The organism is Paludibacterium yongneupense DSM 18731, assembly GCF_000422925.1.
Taxonomy (GTDB): domain Bacteria; phylum Pseudomonadota; class Gammaproteobacteria; order Burkholderiales; family Chromobacteriaceae; genus Paludibacterium; species Paludibacterium yongneupense.
In genome coordinates, this window is record NZ_AUGZ01000018.1 from 69,427 (window position 1) to 88,120 (window position 18,694).

Consider the following 18,694-nt stretch of genomic DNA (forward strand, 5'->3'; position numbering starts at 1 on the left):
TACAATCGGTAAATAATCGGCAAATAGCTTAACGCGCTTTGTCCTGCGGCGCCACGACCCCCATGGAAATCACGTACTTGAGCGCATCATCCACGCTCATGTCGAGTTCCCGGGTGTCGCTTTTCGCCACCATGATGAAATAGCCCGACGTCGGATTCGGCGTGGTCGGGACGTAGACGCTGACAAACTCCTCGTCTCCGATCAATCGCGCCACTTCGTCCGCGGGCTTGCCGGTCTGGAAGGCGATGCACCATGCGCCCTGATGCGGAAACTGCACCAGCAGGGCATGGCGGAATGCCTGGCCGGACTCGGACAACACCGTGTCGCTGACCTGCTTCACGCTGTTGTAGATGGTTTTCACTACCGGGGTGCGGGAAATCAGTCCATGCCAGAACTTCAGCAGGCGCTGTCCGAGCACATTGGCAGTCAGCATGCCGGTGCCGAGCACCACCAGAACGGCGAACAAGGCCCCCAGGCCCGGAATGCGCAAGCCGAGCCAGTTGTCGGGGCGCCATGCCAGGGGCAGCAGGTTCATCGTCAGATCGAGTGTCGACACGATCAGATGCAGGACCCACAAGGTGATGGCGACCGGCAGCCACAGCAGGAGGCCGGTGACCAGGTAGCCCTTCAGAGTCATTCGGATCTGGCTCATGGGATCAGCACGAACACTTGCCGGCGCCACACGAATGGCCGCCGGCGGGTGCGCTGGAACCATTCTTGAAATCCGTCTCGTACCAGCCATTGCCCTTCAGTTGAAAGGCGGCGGCAGTCAGTAATTTGCGATAGCCTTCGCTGCCGCAGGCCGGGCATTTTTCGATCGGCGCATCGCTCATCTTTTGCAGGTGTTCCTGCTGGGCACCGCATTTTTCACAACGATATTCGTAAATAGGCATGGTTCGCTCTCCCGCCATCCTTGACATTGGCATAGTCGGCACGATACTGCTACGGAAACGTTCCGGGCTTGGAGGGGCCGACTCTTGGCAGATAAGGTCAAAATTCCGAAACTCAAGCGCCCGAACGACCGGCGATTATAACCGACTGCCCGGACAATACAAAAAAAGCCTTGCTCATTGCATTGCAGCATACGCTAACTAATCTGAAAGTAGACAACCCCTTTAGCATCATGGGAAAGCCGGCTTCGCCGCCGGGCAGGAAAAAAAGCATCGTCACCAACGCACGCAGGAGTCCAACATGATCCGCGACGAACACGCATTCCAGCAAATATTGCAGCAGGCAAAGGCACAAGGCCCCATCCCGATGGCGGTCGCCCATCCCTGCAGCAGGGAGTCCATGCAAGGCGCCCTGGAAGCCGGCTTGCACGAAGTGGCCGTGCCGATACTGATAGGCCCGCTCGCCAAGATGAAGAAGGTGGCCGAGGATCTCGGCGCCGACCTCGAGCGCTATCAGATCATCGATGTCCCGCACAGCCACGCGGCGGCGGAAAAGGCGGTGGAACTGGTGCGCAACGGCGACGCCGAGATCCTGATGAAAGGCAGTCTGCATACCGACGAATTCATGGGCGAAGTCGTCGCACGCGGCACCGGCATCCGCACCGACCGCCGCCTCAGCCATTGCTGGATCTTCCGCGTCGAGAGCTACCCGCGGCTGATTGTCATCACCGACGCCGCTATCAATATCGAGCCGGATCTGATGACCAAGCGCGATATCTGCCAGAACGCCATCGATTTCTGCCGCGCCCTCGGCATCGAACGTCCGAAGGTCGCGATCTTGTCGGCCGTGGAGACGATCACTCCCGACATTCGCTCGACCATAGACGCCGCCGCCCTGTGCAAGATGGCAGAGCGCGGCCAGATCACCGGTGGCGAACTGGACGGTCCGCTGGCCTTCGACAATGCCATTTCCTTCGAAGCCGCCCAGACCAAGGGCATCATTTCGAAGGTCGCCGGCCAGCCGGACATCCTGCTGGTGCCCGATCTGGAGTCGGGCAATATGCTGGGCAAGCAGTTGACCTATCTGGCAGCGGCGGCCTCGGCCGGTGTCGTGGTCGGCGCACGTGCGCCCATCGTGCTGACCAGTCGCTCTGAAGATTCGACCGGACGGCTGGCCTCGGCCGCCGTCGCCAACCTGCTCGCCCACAACCGCCGCCAGGGGAAACGCTGATGCCACACTGCCTGCTTGCCGTCAACGCCGGATCCGCCACTCTCAAATTCCGCGCCTATCGGGCCGATGGCGAGACGCTGCTGCTCAGCGGCATGGTCGACCGTTTCGGTTCCCGCGACGAGGTTCTGCTGCTGCAGGACGCCAAGGGAGTGCGCCTGCTGGAAAAATCCCTTCCCGGCGGCAGCCGCGAGGAGGCCGTCGGCGCCATGCTCAACGCACTGGCCGACCACAAGGTGCATATCACCGCCGTCGCCCATCGGGTCGTGCACGGGGGTGCATCGCTCAGCGCCCCCGTGTATATCGACGATGACGTCCGCCATACGCTGGAAGGACTGATCGCGCTGGCCCCTCTGCACCAGCCGGTCAGCCTGTCCGTCATCGACGCCTTTACGTCGCTCGACCCCGGACTCAAGCAGATCGCCTGCTTCGATACCGCCTTCCACACCACGCAGCCACCGCTCGCACAGCGCTTCGGCATCGCCCGCCACTGGCACGACGAGGGCGTGCGCCGCTACGGCTTCCACGGCCTGTCATTCGCATCCATCGTGCGGCGCTTCCCCGAGATCGGACTGTCCGACTCGCGCGTGGTGGTCTGCCACCTGGGTAGCGGGTCCAGCGCCTGCGCCATCGCCAACAGCCGTAGCGTGGCCGCGAGCACCGGTTTTTCCGCGGTCGACGGCCTGATGATGTCGACGCGTCCCGGCTCGCTCGATCCCGAGGTCCTGCTGTACTGGATGGAGCACGAAGGCATGGGGGTGCCCGAGGTCAGACGCGAGCTGTACAAGAATTCAGGTCTGCTCGGCGTCTCCGGCCTGTCGGCCGATGTCCGCGTGCTGCTGGCCAGCCAGACGGTGGAGGCGCGCGAAGCCGTCGATCTGTTCTGCTACCTGACCGCCCGCGAAGTCGCAAGCCTGGCCTGCGCCATGAAGGGAATGGACGCACTGGTGTTTACCGCCGGTATCGGCGAGCACTCGCCCGAGGTTCGGGCCCGCGTGGTGCAGCAGCTGTCGTGGCTGGGCTTCGAACTCGATCACGCCGCCAATCTGGCGCAGGCGCGCTGCATCACCACACCGGCATCCCGGCTCAAGGCCTTCCGCTTGCAAACCGACGAGGAAGGCGAAATGGCACGGTTGGCGAGCGCGCTGCTGCACGCCTGAAACGACCGAGGGGCGGACGCTGATGCGCCCGCCCCTCCGATAACAAAAGGCCCCGCACGATGGCGAGGCCCTTGTGTATTCTGTTGTCGCGTCAGCGATCAGACCGCCATGGCCTTGATCTGAGCGGACAGACGGCTCTTGTGACGAGCGGCCTTGTTCTTGTGGAACACGCCCTTGTCGGCAATACGGTCGATAACTTTTACGGAAGCCTGGAATACGCCCTTGGCGGCAGCCTTGTCGCCGGCTTCAACAGCCTTGATGACTTTCTTCACTGCAGTACGGAACGCAGTGCGCAGGCTGGCGTTGTGCGCGCGTTGCATGAGAGCCTGGCGGGCACGCTTGCGAGCTTGTGCGCTATTAGCCATGAATCTATCTCCTGATGAGCGGAATCTGAAACCCGCGATTCTATGCCTTAACATCGCGTTTTGCAACAGAAATTCCGCCTTCATTATCAGGCGTTGCGAGGAAGGTCTTTCCCACGGCGGCAGGCGCGCGCGGATTACGTCTGGAGCGGCGGGGGGCAAGTCCGGTAGACTACCGCTCCAAGCGCATACCGACTGAAGACAATGAATTTATTGAAGGCACTAGCCGCCGTCAGCAGCATGACCCTGGTCTCCCGGGTCCTCGGCTTCGCGCGCGACGCCATCATCGCCCGCGTCTTCGGGGCCGGCATGGCGACGGACGCCTTCTTCATCGCGTTCAAGCTGCCCAACATGCTGCGCCGGATTTTTTCCGAAGGCGCTTTCTCGCAAGCCTTCGTCCCCGTGCTCGGCGAATACCGCCACACCCGCAGCGAGGCCGAAACGCGCGACTTCATCGCCCGCGTCGCCGGCATGCTGGGCCTGGTCCTCGCCCTCGTCACCGTCATCGGCATGCTGGCGGCGCCGGCCATCGTCTGGGTTTCGGCGCCCGGTTTTTACCGCACGCCCGGCAAGTTTCTGCTGACGGTTGAACTGCTGCGCATCACCTTTCCCTATGTCGCCTTCATCTCGCTGGCCTCGCTGGCCGGCAGCGTACTGAACTGCTGGAACCGCTTTTCGGTACCGGCGTTCACGCCGACCTTCCTCAACCTGAGTTTCATCGCCTTCGCGCTATGGCTGGCCCACGCCTTCCAGCCGCCGGTGATGGCACTCGCGTGGGCGGTATTCGTCGGCGGTCTGATCCAGTTGCTGTTCCAGCTCCCCTACCTGAAACGGATGGGCTTGCTGCCGCGGCCCCGCCTCGTCCTCGGCGATGCGGCGGTCCGCCGTGTGATACGGCAGATGGGGCCGGCGATTTTCGGCGTTTCCATCGCCCAGATCTCCCTGCTCATCAACTCGACTTTCGCGTCGTTCCTGCCGCAGGGCAGCGTATCGTGGATGTACTACGCCGACCGATTGATGGAGTTTCCCACCGGCGTGCTGGGCGTGGCGCTCGGCACCATACTGCTGCCCTCGCTGGCCAGACATGCCGCCCGCGACGCCCACGCGGACTTCAGCGCCCTGCTCGACTGGGGCATCCGCCTGTCCTTGCTGCTGGCGGTGCCGGCGACGGTCGGCCTCGGCCTGCTCGCACGTCCGTTGATCGCCACGCTCTTCATGTACGGCAAGTTCGGGCCGCTCGACGTAACGATGACGCAGCGCGCGCTGGTCGCCTACGCCATCGGACTGCTGGGGCTGATTCTGGTCAAGGTGCTGGCCCCCGGCTTCTACGCTCGCCAGGATATCCGCACGCCGGTGCGGATCGCGCTGTTTACCCTGGCGGTCACCCAGGGACTGAATCTGGTGTTTATATTTCCCTTGCAGCATGCCGGCCTCGCACTGTCGATCGGACTCGGCTCCTGCCTCAATGCGGCCTTGCTGCTGGCCATGTTGCGCAAGCGCGGCATCTACCGCCCGCAACCGGGCTGGCCCGCCTTCATGCTGCGCCTGATGCTGGCCATCGCCGTGATGGCACTGACCCTGGCCGGCGCGCAACGCTGGCTGCCGATAGACTGGCATGCGCACGCATCGGTCCGCATCGCCGCCCTCGGCGGTCTGATCGCCGGCGGAGCCGCCAGCTACTTCGCCACCCTCTATCTTCTCGGCTTGCGTGCGCATCAATTCATGCGGCGCGAAGTCTGACCGGAAAGGATGACCATGAATATCGAACAACGCCCCGAATTCTCGCCACTGGGCAAGAAAGTCGACTACCAGGACCACTACGATCCGTCGCTGCTGTTCCCTATCCCGCGCCAGGGCAAGCGCGCCGAAATCGGCGTCGACGACGCCGCGCTGCCGTTTCGCGGCGTCGACCTGTGGACCGGCTACGAATTGTCCTGGCTCAACGCGCGCGGCAAGCCGCAAATCGCCATCGCCACGTTCCGTATCCCGGCCGACTCGCCAAACCTGATCGAGTCGAAATCGTTCAAACTCTATCTGAACAGCTTCAACCAGACCCGGCTCGACAGCAGCGAAGCCCTGCAGTCGCAACTGTCCATGGACCTGACCCGCGCCACCGGCCGCCACGTCGCGGTCGAGTTGACCTTTCCGCGCGACTTCGCCTCCTGCCGGCTGCAGGAGCTCGAAGGCGACACGATAGACGAACTCGACATCGCCATCGACGACTATAGCCCGGACCCGTCGCGCCTGAGCGCCGACGCGACGCAGATGGTCAGCCAGACCCTGTGCTCGGACCTGCTCAAATCGAACTGCCTGGTGACAGGGCAACCCGACTGGGGCAGCGTGACGATACGTTACCGCGGGCCGGCCATTGACCGCGAGGGGCTGCTGCGCTACCTGATAGGCTTTCGCCGGCACAACGAGTTTCACGAACAGTGCGTGGAGCGCATCTTTGTCGACATCCAGCGGCAATGCCAGCCGCTCGAGCTGACGGTTTATGCCCGCTACACCCGGCGCGGCGGCCTCGACATCAACCCCTGGCGCAGCAATGCCCCCGATGCGACCGTCCCCGGTAATATCCGCAACGCGCGTCAATAAAGCGGGCGGGCGACTTGCAAGTCGCCCGCGCCGCCTCCATCCTGTTCTTGCCCATCGTCGAAACAGGAGTCGCGCCGTGCAGGAACAGTTCTACCTCGACAGTTATCAAACCCGTCTCGAAACCCGCGTCCTGCGCCACGATGCGCAGGGACTGGTACTGGAAAACACCCTCTGCTACCCGCTGGGCGGCGGGCAGCCGGGCGACCGCGCACGGCTGCAGCTCGCCGACGGCAGCCACCTCGACGTGATCGACACCCGTCGCGACAAAGTCAGCCGCGACATTCTCCATCTGCTTCCCCCCGACACCCGCATGCTCGCCCCCGGTACGGCAGTGACGCTGGAACTGGACTGGGAACGCCGCTATCGGCATATGCGCGTGCACGGTGCGCTGCACCTTCTGTCGGCGGTCGTTCCGCATGGCGTCACAGGCGGCAATATCGGCGATGGTAGCGGACGGCTCGATTTTTCGCTGCCGGAAGGAATCGAACTCGACCGCGGACAGATCGAGGGCGAACTGAACCGCCTGGTCGCCGAAGACAGGGTGTTTGCCATCAGCATGACCAGCGGCGAGAGACTCAGAACGCAGCCGGATTTGATCAAGACCATGTCGGTGACCCCGCCGCTCGATCTGCCGGAAATACGCCTGGTCGCCATCGATGGCGTCGATCTGCAGCCGTGTGGCGGCACCCACGTGCGCGCGACCGGCGAAATCGGGGCGCTGACGGTCAGCAAGATCGAAAACAAGGGCGCGCGCAACAAGCGGGTGGTGATCGCCCTGCTCGAGCCGGAGACGATGCGGCCGGATTGACAAAGCGGCGCAGCCCGCAGCAAGATGAACCGCCTAGCTTTCCGATCCCGGGCAATGGGGAGGAGATCTGCCCGATCGCGGGGCTTCCCCGGTCGCCGGGCGGCGACGCCACCGGAGCAGAACGATGCACAAGCTGGCGGAGTTTCTCGCATTTGGCGGGATCGTGGTTGCGGCTTTGCTCCGGGTACCGGCCATCGCGCACCGCTGGCGAGCTTCCCGCTGCGGTCGCGCCGCGCGCACCGCGCACGAATGCCTGCGGCATTACCTGGGCTTGGCCCTGCTCGGCGGCATCTGCCTGGCGTGGCTGCCCTGCGCACTGCTGCTGGACCTGATCTTGCCGCGACGCCGGGGGGCTCCGCTCGGGCGTTTCGCCATCATGAACGGCTTCCGCCTCTATCTGGCCCTGCTGACGGGCCTCGGTGCCGGTCGTTTCGACCTTTCCGCCCTCGACGCGCTGCGGGGCGCGCCTCCCCTGATCATCGCTCCCAACCATCCGAGCCTGCTCGACGCCGTGCTGATCGTTTCCCGCCTGCCCAATGTCGTCTGCATCATGAAAGCCGGTTTGATGCGCAACCTGTTCCTCGGTGCAGGCGCCCGCCTGGCCGGGTATATTCCCAACGATTCCTTGCGCCTCATGATCGCGAGCGCCGCTGCCGCGCTCGCCGATGGCAGCCATCTGCTGTTGTTTCCCGAAGGGACGCGCACGACGCAGCATCCGGTCAACGCCTTTCAGGGCAGCATCGCCCTGATCGCCAGGCGCGCAGGAGCCCCGGTGCAAACCGTATTCATAGAAGCCGACTCGGCCTTTCTGAGCAAAGGCTGGTCGCTGTTTCGCCCCGCCCCCCAGCCCATCCGTTACCGCATCCGCCTCGGCCGCCGTTTCGCCCACGACACCGACGCGCTGAATGCGCAGCTGGAAGCCTATTTCCGCGACGAACTGAGCCGCCCCCCTCCATTGTCACAGGTCCCTTCGCCATGAACGCCATGCAATGCCGTCATCTGGTACTGATCCCCAGTTACAATCCGGGTCCCCGGGTCTACGCCACCGTCGCCGACGCGCGCCGCCACTGGAATGCGGTATGGGTGGTCATTGACGGCAGCGACGACGGCAGTCGCGAGGGGCTGCAGGCGATGGCGGCAGAAGACCCCGGGCTGACCGTGCTGGTCCTGCCCGCGAACCGGGGCAAGGGCGCCGCGGTGCTGGCCGGCATGGAGGCGGCCGCGCGCGCGGGTTTCACCCATATACTGACCATGGATGCCGACGGGCAGCACCCGGCGGCGGCGATTCCCGCCTTCATCGCCGCCTCGCGCGCCGCGCCGGACGCCATGATACTCGGGCGTCCGCTCTTCGACGCCAGCGCCCCGCGCCTGCGCGTCAACGGACGCAAGATTTCCAATACCCTGGCCCGGATCGAGACACTGTGGGCCGACATCGACGACTCGCTGTTCGGTTTTCGTGTCTACCCTGTCGCAGCACTGCTCGCCATCATGCAAAAGCGCCGCTGGATGCGGCGCTTCGATTTCGATCCGGAAGCCGTGGTCCGGCTCAGCTGGGCCGGCGTCGCGGCAATCAATCTACCGGCCGCGGTCAGCTACTTCCGTCCGGAGCAGGGCGGCGTCTCCCACTTCCGCTACGGCCGCGACAACCTGCTGCTCACCGGCATGCACCTGCGACTGCTGGCCGGCTTTCTGCTGCGGCTGCCCCGCCTGCTCTGGGGCCGCGTCACGACATCGCCACCTTCAGGATGACAGCAGCCCGCCCCTCGACCAGCTTGCGTCCCGCCCCCTGCACGGCAAAATCGTACAACACCCGCCCACCGTCGCCCGACACATGCCATGCGCACACCTCGAGCTCCGTCGGCACGGTGTCGAGCCGCTCCACATGCAGCTCGACGCTGCGCACGCTGGCGAGGTAGCCGATCGCGGGCGCCTCCTCCTGCCCCGATACCAGCGCACCGTGCACGGCCATTGCCTGGGCCGCGTACTCGACGGCACAAACCGCCGCCAGCACGCCACCGGCCCGCAGCGGATTGTCGGGTGCATGATGGCTGTGCGCTTGGCAGCGAATGTGCTCCGGCCCCCACTCCAGCACCCGCTCGAGCAAGCACATGCTGCCCCGATGCGGAATGTGGCGCGCAATCCAGTCGCGATCCGGCATCATACCGTCTCCACCTCCAGCGCCAGGGTCTCGGGGGCGAGATAGTCGAGCACGACCCTTCCGCCGCCGCGCGCCAGACACTGCAGCAGCGGCAGCGCTCGCGCAGCAGGAATCGTCGTGCGCACCGCTTCGAGCGCGGCATCGGCGCAGCGGGTCGCCGCGAGTGACGAGCGCTGCAATCCAAGCGTCGCCAGGCTCCCAGGATGGCCCGCCGGCGTCAGCAGCAGGGCCACGCCAAAAATATCGGAGATCGGCCGGACCCGGTGCATCGGATCGGGGTAGGGGCCGTCGTAAGCGATCAGCAGACAGGGAGCCTTGCTGAAGGCGACCTGGACCATCGCGTCGAGCAAGCCGGCCCCGAAGCTCGCATCGGAAGCGCACAACACGGTCGACGCGGCGGTGGCGTGCGTGGCGATACTCCAGTAGCCGGCCGGCGCATTGACGACCGAGTTATGGAAGCGTGTCGGCGAAACCATCGAACCATCGTCGGCCAGGGTTTCGCATAGTGTGTGGCAGTTTTGGCCATCGCCGCCGGAAGAAGCAAACACGGATGCCAGATCGACCGGGGAGACGACGGCTTGCGCCACCGCCTCCATCCCGACGGCCAGGGCCAGGCGGACGATCCGGCTTGCCCTGCGCCTTTCATTGGCAGGCAGGCAGGCGAGTTCGGGACTCACGCTCGGCGGCAGGGCGCCGACGCTGTCGGCGGACAGCAGGGCACGCCCCTGCTCCCAATTGTTACAACCGGGCCCCAGCAAGCCAATGCCGGCGATGTGTGCGCTGAGAATAGTCATGTCCGCTCCCGCAGAGGCCGGCCGATCACCAGGCTGCAGTTGGTTCCGCCAAAACCGAAGGCATTGCTGAGTACGCGCGCGACCGGCCGTTCTTCGTTCTTCAGCCGGTAATCGAGATCCAGAGACGGGTCGGACCGGACAGTGTTGACGCCGCCAGGAATCAATCCGCTTGCCACGCAAAGCGCCGCGATCACCGCTTCGAGCGCACCGGCGGCGCCCAGCGTGTGCCCGCTGGCCCCCTTGGTCGAACTGCAGGGAGTCACGCGACCGAACAGACGACCGACCGCACAGCCTTCGGCCGCGTCGTTGCCGGGCGTCGCCGTACCGTGCAGATTGATATAGTCGATATCGGCCGTGCCGACGCCGGCAGAGAGCAGGGCCGCCTTCATCGCCCGCTCGGCGCCCAGGCCTTGCGGATGCGGCGACGACATATGGTAGGCATCGCTGGACTCGCCGGCGCCGAGCAGGAATACATAATCGGCATCCGACACGGTCGGCGCGCGTTCGAGCAGGACAAACGCGGCGGCTTCGCCGATGGAAATACCGTCGCGGTCCGCGTCGAAGGGGCGGCACGCACGCGGCGACACCAGTTGCAAGGAATTGAAGCCATACAAGGTGGTCAAGCACAGGGAATCGACGCCGCCGACGACGGCGGCATCGATCACGCCAGCCTCGATATAGCGTGCGGCGGCAGCAAACACTTTGGCACTGGACGAACAGGCGGTCGAAATCACATGCGCGGGGCCGGACACGTCGAGGTAGCGGCGGGTGAAATCGGCGACAGAGAAGAAATTATGCGTACCCGCATAACGGAAATCATCCGGCAGAGCCCCGCTGACAGGATCGCGATGGCGATAGGCCTGCTCGGTTTCGAACCCGCCGGAGGTACTGGTCCCCAGAAAGACGCCGATGCGGTCGCGTCCGAAGCGCCGCGCGGCCTCGCCAACGGCCACGGCGAATCCGTCCTGGCGCAGGCCCAGCTGCGCCAGCCTGTTATTGCGGCAGTCGAAGGCGGCCAGATCCGCGCGCAGGCGCTCGCAATCGATGGACGCGACTTGCCCGGTACAGGTTTCCAGCCCCACGGCATCGAACGTGCATGGGCGCAGGCCGCTGCCTTCGCCTTTGAGCATGGCAAGCATCGGCGCGAGCCCGCACCCCATGGCGCTGCTTGCGGTATAACTTGAAAATAACAGGGGGCTCACAATAAGCATTCCGGACAATTGATCGGGTAATATGCCAGGTCAGGGCACAAGGTCGGCCAGCCATTTTAACAAAAACTCACACAATTGTTGCCGCGAACGCCATCTCTCGTGCTAGCCCGCACGCAGCGCGCGCATTGATTACGCATGTGTTCTAACATAAGATACAAGGTTTTAGCTACTCAAACCCCTCCGACAGAGGGGGATTTTCACCCCTTTTAGCGCTCCAAACATGATGAACACCGTTACCCCGAATGCCGCTCCTTCCGACCCCGCTCTCACGCGCGAAGTCGCCGCCCTTCTGGTGGAGGCATTGAACCTGGAGATGGACCCGGCCGCAATCGATCCCTCCGCCCCCTTATACGGCGACGGGCTCGGACTCGACTCCGTCGACATCCTCGAACTGGCGCTGGTCGTATCCAAGCAGTACGGCTTCCAGCTTCGCTCCGACAGCGAGGACAATGCCACCATTTTCAGTTCGCTCGCCAATCTGGTCCGTCACATCGCCGCTCAGCGCACCCGATGAGTCTGGCCGTGCCTGCATCCAGCACCGCCCATGACCGCTAATCCGATTCCACTGCTCGCTCACCGCGACCTGGACGATGTCGTCGCCTACCGGGCTGGCGCCGCGGTCACGCTGCGCCACTTTCTGGCCGACATCGAACGCGTCGCTCGCCTGCTGCCCGACAGCCGGTTCATGGTCAATACCTGTGTCGACCGTTATCGCTTCGCCGTCGCTCTGGCGGCGGCCATCGTGTCCGGCCGCATCTGTCTGCTGCCGGCGGCGCTGACCGCAGAAAACGGCAGACAGCTGCGCCGGCTCGCGCCGGACGTCATTTGCCTGAGCGACGAGACAGAAGACCGGCTCGGTCTGCCGCGCCTCGCCTATCCCGATGGCGAGGTTGCGGCCGACTGGCAAGGCCCGATTCCGCAGATAGACGGCGCGCGCGAAGTCGCCTGGGTCTTCACCTCCGGTTCCACCGGCGAGCCGCAGCCGCATCGCAAGACCTGGGATATGCTGGTGCAGGGGGTGAGAGGCGGCGCCGATCTGCTCGGCCTCGATGCCGCCCGCCCGCATGCGATCATCGGCACCGTACCGGCCCAGCATATGTTCGGCTTTGAAACGACGGTATTGATGGCCTGGCAGGCGGGAGCCGCGTTCAGCGCGGAACGTCCGTTCTTCCCGGCCGACATCTGTCGACAGCTGGATGCGCTGCCGCGTCCGCGCCTGCTGGTGATCACGCCTTTTCATCTGCGCGCGCTACTCGACGCCGGGCTGCCGCTCCCCGCGGTCGACCTGGTGCTGTCCGCCACCGCCCCGCTGTCGCAAGCACTGGCGCGGGAAGCGGAAGCGGTCTGCCGGGCACCTTTGCTGGAAATCTACGGCAGCACCGAAACCGGCCAGATCGCTCAGCGGCGGCCGGCCCAGGATGAGCAATGGCGGCTCTACCCGGGCATCCGCCTGCATGAACTCGACAGCGGCACCCGTGTCAGCGGCGCCCACCTGGGCCAGGGATGCATACTCAACGATCGCGTCCGCCTGGGCGATGACGACCGCTTTCTGCTGCTCGGTCGCAATGCCGACTTGATCAATATCGCAGGCAAACGCAACTCGCTGGCCTATCTCGATCAGCAACTGCGAACGATTCCCGGCGTGCTGGATGGAGCCTTCTTCATGCCGCAGAACGAAGTCCCCGACGGGGTGACGCGCCTGACCGCCGTGGTGGCCGCACCCGGCCTCGATGCCGCGGCGGTTCTGGCGGCCTTGCGGCAACGCATCGACCCGGTTTTTCTGCCACGCCCGCTGATTTTCGTCGCCGCCCTGCCGCGCAACGCCAGCGGCAAACTGCCGCTGGCCGCGCTCTGGGCGCTGGCGGCAACGGCCAGGGCCGAGGAACACGCAGGATGATCCCCTCCTTTCCCGATACGCGGTTGAGCTTCCCGCACGACCACCCGGCTTTTGCCGGGCACTTTCCCGGCCATCCGGTCGTGCCGGGCGTGCTGCTATTGTCCGCGGCGATCGATAGCATCCAGGCCGCCACCGGCCGCAAGGTGACGCAAGTCACTGCCGCCAAATTCCTCAACCCGGTCGGGCCGGGTGTGGAACTCTGCCTGAGCGTGCGCGCAGGACCGGGGCAGCGCCTGCTGTTCGATATCGCAGCGCAGGAGCTCAAGATCGCCAGCGGCAGCCTGTCCCTGGCACCGGAGGATGGCCGATGACATCGCCTGCCGCCGCCTGGCGCACCCGCGACGAGCGCGGCAGCTTGACCATGCTGCGTCTGATGACCTGGATTTCCCTGCAGCTCGGTCGTCCGGTCGGACGCGCGGTCCTGCGTCTGGTCACCGCCTACTTCATGGCAACCAACCGCGAAGCGCGAGCGGCGTCGCGAGCCTACCTGGCGCGCGTACTGCAACGCGAAATACGCCACACCGACGTCTATCGGCACCTGCTGACCTTTGCCAGCACGGTGCACGACCGCGTCTACTTGCTCAACGACCGTTTCGACCTCTTCGACGTCGAGGTCGAAGGCGAGGACATCATCGCCGGGCTGGTGGCGGAGCGCCGCGGAGCCTTCTTGCTCGGTTCGCACCACGGCAGTTTCGAGATCATCCGCACCCAGGGCCGACGCTGCCCCGATCTTCGCATCGCCCTGATGATGTATTCTGACAACGCGCGCAAAATCAATGCCGCCCTCGACGGCATCAATCCAGGCGCCCGGCCCGACATCATAGAGCTAGGCCATATCAATGCCATGCTCCAGGCACGCGAACGCCTGGACGATGGCGTGGTCATAGGCATGCTGGGCGACCGTAGCCTGGCCGAAGAAGAAGGCGTGACCCTTCCCTTCCTGGGCGAGAATGCGCGCTTCCCCTCGGGGCCGCTGCGCATCGCCGCCTTGTTGCGCCGCCCGGTCGTTTTCATGTCCGGCATTTATCTCGGCGGCAACCGCTACCGGGTGCGCTTCGAGCAACTGGCCGATTTCAGCGTTCCCGGCCCTCGCAGTGCGGCCCTGGCCGCCGCGCAAGCGGCCTACGTCGCTGCACTCGAGCGCAATTGCCGCGCCGCGCCGTACAACTGGTTCAACTTCTTCGATTTCTGGCGCGCGCCCGTGCGCGATGCCGCAAGGACAAACGAACGCTCCCATGAATGACTCCACCAGCCTGCTCCGCCGCGTCTTCCGCCGCCGTGCGCTGCCCTTCATCCTGCTACTGCTGGCCGCCCATGCCGGCGCTGCCGGCTTCGACATCGCCCAACTGATGCAGACCCTCGCGCAAACCCGCGGCGCGCAAGCCACGTTTGTCGAAAAGAAATACATCGCCATTCTCGACCGCCCGATCGAATCGTCGGGCGAACTCGTCTATCAGGCGCCCGGCCACCTGGAAAAACGCACCTTGCGTCCCAAAGCGGAAGACATGATCCTGGATGGCCACGAGTTGACCTTCATCCGCGGCAAGCAGCGCCGCAGCATGCAATTGCAGGACTACCCGCAGATCGCCGCCTTCACCGACAGCATACGCGGCACGATGGCCGGGGATCGCAAGGCGCTCGAACGCCTGTTCCGGCTTGAACTGGAAGGCGGCCCCGAACGTTGGCAGTTGTCGTTGACGCCGACGGATTCGGGTTCCGGCGCCAGCGCCTACGTCCAGCGCATCCGCATCGGCGGCTCACGCGATAACGTCACCAGCATCGAGATCGTGCAGAAGGACGGCGACCGTTCGGTCATGACCATCACCCGGAGCCCGGCGCCATGAGACTGACGCGGCGCGGCATCCTCGCCCTGTGGCTCGCCTTTGTCCTCGCCTGTGCCGCTGTCGTCGCACAAACGCGGGTAAGCACCGATATGTCGGCCTTCCTGCCGCAACGGCCGACGCCGGAACAGCGCATCCTGGTCGATCAGTTGCGCGAAGGCGTGCTGTCGCGGCTGGTCCTGGTCGGCATCGAGGGTGCCGACGCGCCGACGCGCGCGAAGATCTCGCGGGCGATGGCCGCCCGCCTGCGCGGCGACCCCGATTTCAGCGCGGTAGCCAATGGCGAACCGGTTGGACTCGAGCGCGAGCGTGCGCTGTTGTTCTCGCACCGCTATCTGCTCAGCCCCGCCGTAGACGCCGCGCATTTCAGCCGCGGCGGCCTGCACGCCGCCCTTTCCGACAGCATAGATCTGATCGCGTCCCCGCTGGGCATGATGGTCAAACCCTTGCTGCCGCGCGACCCGAGCGGCGAACTGATACAGATAATCTCCCGGCTAGGCACCGGCCAGCAGGCGATGAGCGGCGACGGCGTCTGGATTTCGCGCGACGGGCAGCGTGCCGTGTTGCTTGCGCATACGCGCGCCTCCGGCGCCGACATCGATGCACAGCAGCGGGCGGTCGGCCACCTGCGCGCCGCCTTCGAACAGGCGCGCACGGCCAGCGGCGCCCAGGGCGTCGCGCTGCAAATGAGCGGACCCGGCGTCTTCGCCGTCACCTCGCGCGCGACGATAGAACACGAGGCGCTGCGTCTGTCCGCCCTCGGCGCGGTCTTGGTGATCGCCCTGCTGCTGCTGCTCTACCGCTCGTTCACCGCCCTGCTGCTCGGCATTCTGCCTGTCGCCTGCGGAGCGCTGGCCGGCGTTGCCGCCGTCAGCCTCGGCTTCGGCACGGTGCATGGTCTGACCCTAGGCTTCGGCACCACCCTGATCGGCGAGGCGGTCGATTACTCGATTTATCTGTTCGTCCAGAGCGAACGGCGCAAGACAGGCAACTGGATAGCCGACTTCTGGCCAACGATCCGCCTCGGCGTGCTGACCTCGGTGATCGGCTTCGCCTCGCTGCTGTTTTCCGGGTTTCCTGGACTCGCCCAGCTAGGCCTGTATTCGATCGCCGGGCTGTCGACCGCTGCGCTGGTCACGCGCCATATACTGCCCTTGCTGCTGCCGGACGGCTTCAAGGTACGCGACACCACCCCTCTCGGGCGGCGCCTGGTCTCTGCCCTGAGCCGGGCGCCCGCGCTGCGGCCGCTTGTCGCGGTGCTGGCGCTGGCGGCCATCGCCGTTCTGGTCCAGCACCGTGACACGATATGGAACGACCAGCTGTCATCGCTCAGTCCCGTCCCTGCTGCCGATATGGCGCTCGACGCACGGCTGCGCGCCGACCTTGGCGCCCCCGATACCCGACTGCTCGTGGTCATTCCCGCCCCATCGCGCGAAGCGGCGCTGATCGGAGCCGAGCAGGCCGCCAGTCGCTTGCAACCCCTGGTCGACGCGGGAGTGCTGGCAGGATTCGACACTCCGGCGAAATACCTGCCCAGCCAGCGCACCCAATGGCAGCGCCGGGCGGCGCTGCCCGCACCCGACGTCCTGCGCGAGCGTCTGAACGAGGCGACGCAGGACCTTCCGCTCAAGGCGGAACGCCTGGCCGGCTTTCTGAGCGATGTCGAGGCCGCACGCCGGGCACCGCTGCTCGACCGTGCCGATCTGGACGGCAGCACGCTGGCGCTGGCGGTAGACGCCCTGCTGCAAGGGCGCGGGACGCACTGGAGCGCGCTGCTGCCGCTGCGCGCCCCTCCCGGACGCGACATCGACAGCAGCCGGGTGCGCGCGGCGATCAACGGACTGCCCGGGCAGCCTCTGCTGCTCGATATCAAGAATGAGACCAACCGACTCTACGGCGGTTATCTGCGCGAGGCCATCGTACTGTCGTGTTCCGGACTGGGGGGCATAGTCGTGCTGCTCTCGGTCGCCCTGCGCGATGCGCGCCGCGTGCTCGGTATCGTTGCGCCGCTGGCCATCGCGGTGCTGCTGGTCACGGCGGGACTCGTGCTGGCCGGCGTGCAACTGACCATTCTGCATCTGGTCGGCATGCTGCTGATTGTCGCCGTTGGCTCGAACTACGCTTTATTCTTCGACCGCCGCGCCGATGCCGGACAGGCCCGTACCCTGGCCTCGCTGCTGTTTGCCAATCTGGCGACCGTTTCCGGTTTCGGCCTGCTCGCCGCCTCCAGCGTGCCCGTATTGCAGGCGCTGGGCGACACGGTCGGTCCCGGCGCCATCCTGGCGCTGCTGCTGTCAGCCATCATGGCCCGCCGATGCATATACTGAAACTCGACGCGACGCCGCAGCGCCGCTCGGATACGCTCATGATCCTGTTGCCCGGCGCCTGGCAGGCACCGGATGACTTCCTCGAAAACGGCTTCGCCGCCGCCCTGCACGAGGGCATGCGGGGCGCCGATATCTGGCTGCCCGCGCTCGCGCCGCAGGCGATGGAAAGCGCCGATGCACTCGCCCGGCTCGATGCCGAGGTGATGCTGCCCGCACGCGCGGCCGGCTACAGGATCTGGCTGGCCGGAATATCCATGGGCGGCCTGCTTGCACTCGGCGCCGCCGCGCTCGACCCGACCTCGCTGGCAGGCGTGTGCCTGCTCGCCCCCTACCCCGGCAACCGTCTGCTCACGCGCGAGATCGCCGCCGCCGGCGGCCCCGCCCGCTGGAGCGGCGGAGCAGAAGACGACGACGAACGCCGCGTCTGGCGCTGGCTCGGACAGCAGCGCGAACTGCCGTTATACCTGGGTTTCGGCCGCGACGACCGCTTCGCGGACGGACTGGAACTCATGGCCGCCACCTTGCCGCCGGCACGGGTTGAACGCATCGCAGGCGGTCACGACTGGCCGACCTGGAGCCGTCTGTGGCCACGGATGCTGGCCACGATAAAGCGCGAGCAGCCATGAAGCGGCCGCGCTGGCGGCCGGCGCCGCTGCTGCTCGGCTCCGCCTGCTGCCACCTGCTCTGCGTGCCGGCCCTCATCCTGTGGCCACGCCACTGGCCGTGGCCGGTCGCGGCACTGCTCATCGATCACCTCCTGCTGGCCGGCGCCGGCCTGTGGCCGCGTTCACAGACGCTCGGCACCAACTGGACACGCCTGCCGACACCACAAGCGGTGGCGATCACCATAGACGACGGTCCCGACCCCGAAGTCACCCCGCTCGTGCTCGACATCCTGCACCGGCATCGCGCCCACGCCACTTTTTTCTGTATCGGCGAACGCGCGCGGCGCCATCCCGAGCTCATAGCCGCCATCATGGCTGCCGGACACGCCGTGGAAAGCCACAGCCAACGCCATCGCCTGGATTTTTCCCTGCTCGGCCCGGTGCGCATGGCGCGCGAAATCGACGAGGCACAACACACGCTGGCCCGCCTGTCCGGGCAGACGCCGCTCTTCTTCCGGGCCCCGGCCGGACTGCGCAACCCCTGGCTCGACCCGCTGCTATCCGCGCGCGGCCTGCTTCTGGCCAGTTGGACGCGGCGCGGCTACGATACGCGCGAAGTCTCGGCCGAACGGGTAACAGCCCGTTTGTTGCACCGACTACGGGGAGGGGATATCCTTCTGCTGCATGACGGCAATGCCGCCCGCACCGCGCAAGGCACCCCGGTGATCGTCGCCGTTTTGCCGCGCGTGCTGGACGAATTGGCCCGCTCCGGTCTGGAGACCGTGACGCTGCGGTCACAACTTGAATAAGGGAGCCCC

20 protein-coding genes and 1 pseudogene are annotated in these 18,694 nt (G+C 65.7%); 15 read left to right on the plus strand and 6 right to left on the minus strand.

Translation table 11 applies throughout. The features are described from left to right. Positions 1-28: 28 nt before the first annotated feature. Both G520_RS0108275 and G520_RS0108280 read right to left on the minus strand, forming a co-directional pair. Positions 29-652 carry a DUF502 domain-containing protein gene (locus G520_RS0108275; protein WP_036665796.1) on the minus strand — a complete coding sequence of 208 codons (624 nt, stop codon included), beginning with the start codon at positions 650-652 and terminating at the stop codon, positions 29-31. 4 nt (positions 653-656) lie between these two features. Beyond that, positions 657-893 carry an FmdB family zinc ribbon protein gene (locus G520_RS0108280; RefSeq protein WP_028535239.1) on the minus strand — a complete coding sequence of 79 codons (237 nt, stop codon included), beginning with the start codon at positions 891-893 and terminating at the stop codon, positions 657-659. 241 nt (positions 894-1,134) lie between these two features. On the opposite strand from G520_RS0108280, the pseudogene G520_RS0108285 reads away from it, so the two are divergent. Together G520_RS0108285 and G520_RS0108290 are read left to right on the plus strand one after the other, a co-directional pair. Further along, positions 1,135-2,121, plus strand: a pseudogene (locus G520_RS0108285) (bifunctional enoyl-CoA hydratase/phosphate acetyltransferase); the annotation flags it as partial. Next, a complete protein-coding gene (locus G520_RS0108290; RefSeq protein ID WP_028535241.1) occupies positions 2,121-3,278 on the plus strand; it encodes an acetate/propionate family kinase in 1,158 nt (385 codons plus the stop codon). The pseudogene G520_RS0108285 and the gene G520_RS0108290, both read left to right, overlap by 1 nt. Positions 3,279-3,376: 98 nt before the next feature. On the opposite strand, the gene rpsT is transcribed toward G520_RS0108290, so the two are convergent. After that, positions 3,377-3,643 carry a 30S ribosomal protein S20 gene (gene rpsT / locus G520_RS0108295; RefSeq protein ID WP_028535242.1) on the minus strand — a complete coding sequence of 89 codons (267 nt, stop codon included), beginning with the start codon at positions 3,641-3,643 and terminating at the stop codon, positions 3,377-3,379. Between the two features lie 201 nt (positions 3,644-3,844). On the opposite strand from rpsT, the gene murJ reads away from it, so the two are divergent. From murJ to G520_RS0108320, 5 genes are all read left to right on the plus strand, one after another. Beyond that, on the plus strand, positions 3,845-5,380 hold the full coding sequence (murJ, locus tag G520_RS0108300; protein ID WP_028535243.1) for a murein biosynthesis integral membrane protein MurJ: 1,536 nt from the start codon (positions 3,845-3,847) through the stop codon (positions 5,378-5,380). Positions 5,381-5,395: 15 nt separating this feature from the next. Then, complete coding sequence (gene queF, locus G520_RS0108305) at positions 5,396-6,235, plus strand: NADPH-dependent 7-cyano-7-deazaguanine reductase QueF (protein WP_028535244.1); 840 nt, start codon at positions 5,396-5,398, stop codon at positions 6,233-6,235. A 76-nt stretch (positions 6,236-6,311) separates the two neighbouring features. Beyond that, positions 6,312-7,043, plus strand: coding sequence for an alanyl-tRNA editing protein (locus tag G520_RS0108310; RefSeq protein WP_028535245.1), 732 nt, complete (start codon positions 6,312-6,314; stop codon positions 7,041-7,043). Between the two features lie 124 nt (positions 7,044-7,167). Beyond that, positions 7,168-8,022, plus strand: coding sequence for a lysophospholipid acyltransferase family protein (locus G520_RS22145; RefSeq protein WP_084637540.1), 855 nt, complete (start codon positions 7,168-7,170; stop codon positions 8,020-8,022). After that, a complete protein-coding gene (locus tag G520_RS0108320) occupies positions 8,019-8,792 on the plus strand; it encodes a glycosyltransferase family 2 protein (protein ID WP_028535246.1) in 774 nt (257 codons plus the stop codon). The genes G520_RS22145 and G520_RS0108320 overlap by 4 nt, the downstream gene beginning before the upstream one ends. Here G520_RS0108320 and G520_RS0108325 read toward each other — a convergent pair. Genes G520_RS0108325 through G520_RS0108335 form a run of 3 tightly spaced genes read right to left on the minus strand, consistent with a single transcriptional unit; the run spans position 8,767 to position 11,197 of the window. Then, positions 8,767-9,204: a hotdog family protein gene (locus G520_RS0108325; protein WP_211222789.1), complete on the minus strand. Its 438-nt coding sequence runs from the start codon at positions 9,202-9,204 to the stop codon at positions 8,767-8,769. The genes G520_RS0108320 and G520_RS0108325 overlap by 26 nt on opposite strands. Beyond that, entirely contained in the window at positions 9,201-9,995 is a 795-nt protein-coding gene (locus G520_RS0108330; protein ID WP_028535248.1) for a beta-ketoacyl synthase chain length factor, read from the minus strand. Before G520_RS0108330 ends, G520_RS0108325 begins: the two co-directional genes overlap by 4 nt. Then, positions 9,992-11,197 carry a beta-ketoacyl-[acyl-carrier-protein] synthase family protein gene (locus tag G520_RS0108335; RefSeq protein WP_028535249.1) on the minus strand — a complete coding sequence of 402 codons (1,206 nt, stop codon included), beginning with the start codon at positions 11,195-11,197 and terminating at the stop codon, positions 9,992-9,994. The genes G520_RS0108330 and G520_RS0108335 overlap by 4 nt, the downstream gene beginning before the upstream one ends. A gap of 229 nt (positions 11,198-11,426) precedes the next feature. Here G520_RS0108335 and G520_RS0108340 point away from each other — a divergent pair, with 229 nt between their 5' ends. Genes G520_RS0108340 through G520_RS0108375 form a run of 8 tightly spaced genes read left to right on the plus strand, consistent with a single transcriptional unit; the run spans position 11,427 to position 18,685 of the window. Further along, positions 11,427-11,720: a phosphopantetheine-binding protein gene (locus tag G520_RS0108340; RefSeq protein WP_281424622.1), complete on the plus strand. Its 294-nt coding sequence runs from the start codon at positions 11,427-11,429 to the stop codon at positions 11,718-11,720. Between the two features lie 30 nt (positions 11,721-11,750). Beyond that, a complete protein-coding gene (locus G520_RS0108345) occupies positions 11,751-13,103 on the plus strand; it encodes an AMP-binding protein (protein ID WP_028535251.1) in 1,353 nt (450 codons plus the stop codon). Next, entirely contained in the window at positions 13,100-13,414 is a 315-nt protein-coding gene (locus G520_RS25355) for an ApeI family dehydratase (RefSeq protein ID WP_051229271.1), read from the plus strand. Before G520_RS0108345 ends, G520_RS25355 begins: the two co-directional genes overlap by 4 nt. Further along, complete coding sequence (locus G520_RS22150; RefSeq protein WP_036665799.1) at positions 13,411-14,346, plus strand: lysophospholipid acyltransferase family protein; 936 nt, start codon at positions 13,411-13,413, stop codon at positions 14,344-14,346. Before G520_RS25355 ends, G520_RS22150 begins: the two co-directional genes overlap by 4 nt. Then, complete coding sequence (locus G520_RS24885) at positions 14,339-14,947, plus strand: outer membrane lipoprotein carrier protein LolA (RefSeq protein ID WP_051229272.1); 609 nt, start codon at positions 14,339-14,341, stop codon at positions 14,945-14,947. The genes G520_RS22150 and G520_RS24885 overlap by 8 nt, the downstream gene beginning before the upstream one ends. Further along, positions 14,944-17,271: an MMPL family transporter gene (locus G520_RS0108365; protein ID WP_036665800.1), complete on the plus strand. Its 2,328-nt coding sequence runs from the start codon at positions 14,944-14,946 to the stop codon at positions 17,269-17,271. The genes G520_RS24885 and G520_RS0108365 overlap by 4 nt, the downstream gene beginning before the upstream one ends. After that, entirely contained in the window at positions 17,259-17,897 is a 639-nt protein-coding gene (locus G520_RS22155; RefSeq protein WP_051229273.1) for a hypothetical protein, read from the plus strand. Before G520_RS0108365 ends, G520_RS22155 begins: the two co-directional genes overlap by 13 nt. Next, complete coding sequence (locus G520_RS0108375; RefSeq protein WP_028535255.1) at positions 17,894-18,685, plus strand: polysaccharide deacetylase family protein; 792 nt, start codon at positions 17,894-17,896, stop codon at positions 18,683-18,685. Before G520_RS22155 ends, G520_RS0108375 begins: the two co-directional genes overlap by 4 nt. The last annotated feature ends 9 nt before the right edge of the window (positions 18,686-18,694 follow it).

Bases quoted from the DNA above. Each gene is read 5' to 3' on its own strand.
- G520_RS22145 (WP_084637540.1), top strand. From the start codon at position 7,168: ATGCACAAGCTGGCGGAGTTTCTCGCATTTGGCGGGATCGTGGTTGCG.
- G520_RS22150 (WP_036665799.1), top strand. From the start codon at position 13,411: ATGACATCGCCTGCCGCCGCCTGGCGCACCCGCGACGAGCGCGGCAGC.
- queF (WP_028535244.1), top strand. From the start codon at position 5,396: ATGAATATCGAACAACGCCCCGAATTCTCGCCACTGGGCAAGAAAGTC.
- G520_RS0108325 (WP_211222789.1), bottom strand. From the start codon at position 9,204: ATGATGCCGGATCGCGACTGGATTGCGCGCCACATTCCGCATCGGGGC.
- rpsT (WP_028535242.1), bottom strand. From the start codon at position 3,643: ATGGCTAATAGCGCACAAGCTCGCAAGCGTGCCCGCCAGGCTCTCATG.
- G520_RS0108330 (WP_028535248.1), bottom strand. From the start codon at position 9,995: ATGACTATTCTCAGCGCACACATCGCCGGCATTGGCTTGCTGGGGCCC.
- G520_RS0108275 (WP_036665796.1), bottom strand. From the start codon at position 652: ATGAGCCAGATCCGAATGACTCTGAAGGGCTACCTGGTCACCGGCCTC.
- G520_RS0108290 (WP_028535241.1), top strand. From the start codon at position 2,121: ATGCCACACTGCCTGCTTGCCGTCAACGCCGGATCCGCCACTCTCAAA.
- G520_RS0108340 (WP_281424622.1), top strand. From the start codon at position 11,427: ATGATGAACACCGTTACCCCGAATGCCGCTCCTTCCGACCCCGCTCTC.
- G520_RS0108375 (WP_028535255.1), top strand. From the start codon at position 17,894: ATGAAGCGGCCGCGCTGGCGGCCGGCGCCGCTGCTGCTCGGCTCCGCC.
- G520_RS22155 (WP_051229273.1), top strand. From the start codon at position 17,259: ATGCATATACTGAAACTCGACGCGACGCCGCAGCGCCGCTCGGATACG.
- G520_RS24885 (WP_051229272.1), top strand. From the start codon at position 14,339: ATGAATGACTCCACCAGCCTGCTCCGCCGCGTCTTCCGCCGCCGTGCG.
- G520_RS0108365 (WP_036665800.1), top strand. From the start codon at position 14,944: ATGAGACTGACGCGGCGCGGCATCCTCGCCCTGTGGCTCGCCTTTGTC.
- G520_RS0108345 (WP_028535251.1), top strand. From the start codon at position 11,751: ATGACCGCTAATCCGATTCCACTGCTCGCTCACCGCGACCTGGACGAT.
- G520_RS0108280 (WP_028535239.1), bottom strand. From the start codon at position 893: ATGCCTATTTACGAATATCGTTGTGAAAAATGCGGTGCCCAGCAGGAA.
- murJ (WP_028535243.1), top strand. From the start codon at position 3,845: ATGAATTTATTGAAGGCACTAGCCGCCGTCAGCAGCATGACCCTGGTC.
- G520_RS0108320 (WP_028535246.1), top strand. From the start codon at position 8,019: ATGAACGCCATGCAATGCCGTCATCTGGTACTGATCCCCAGTTACAAT.
- G520_RS25355 (WP_051229271.1), top strand. From the start codon at position 13,100: ATGATCCCCTCCTTTCCCGATACGCGGTTGAGCTTCCCGCACGACCAC.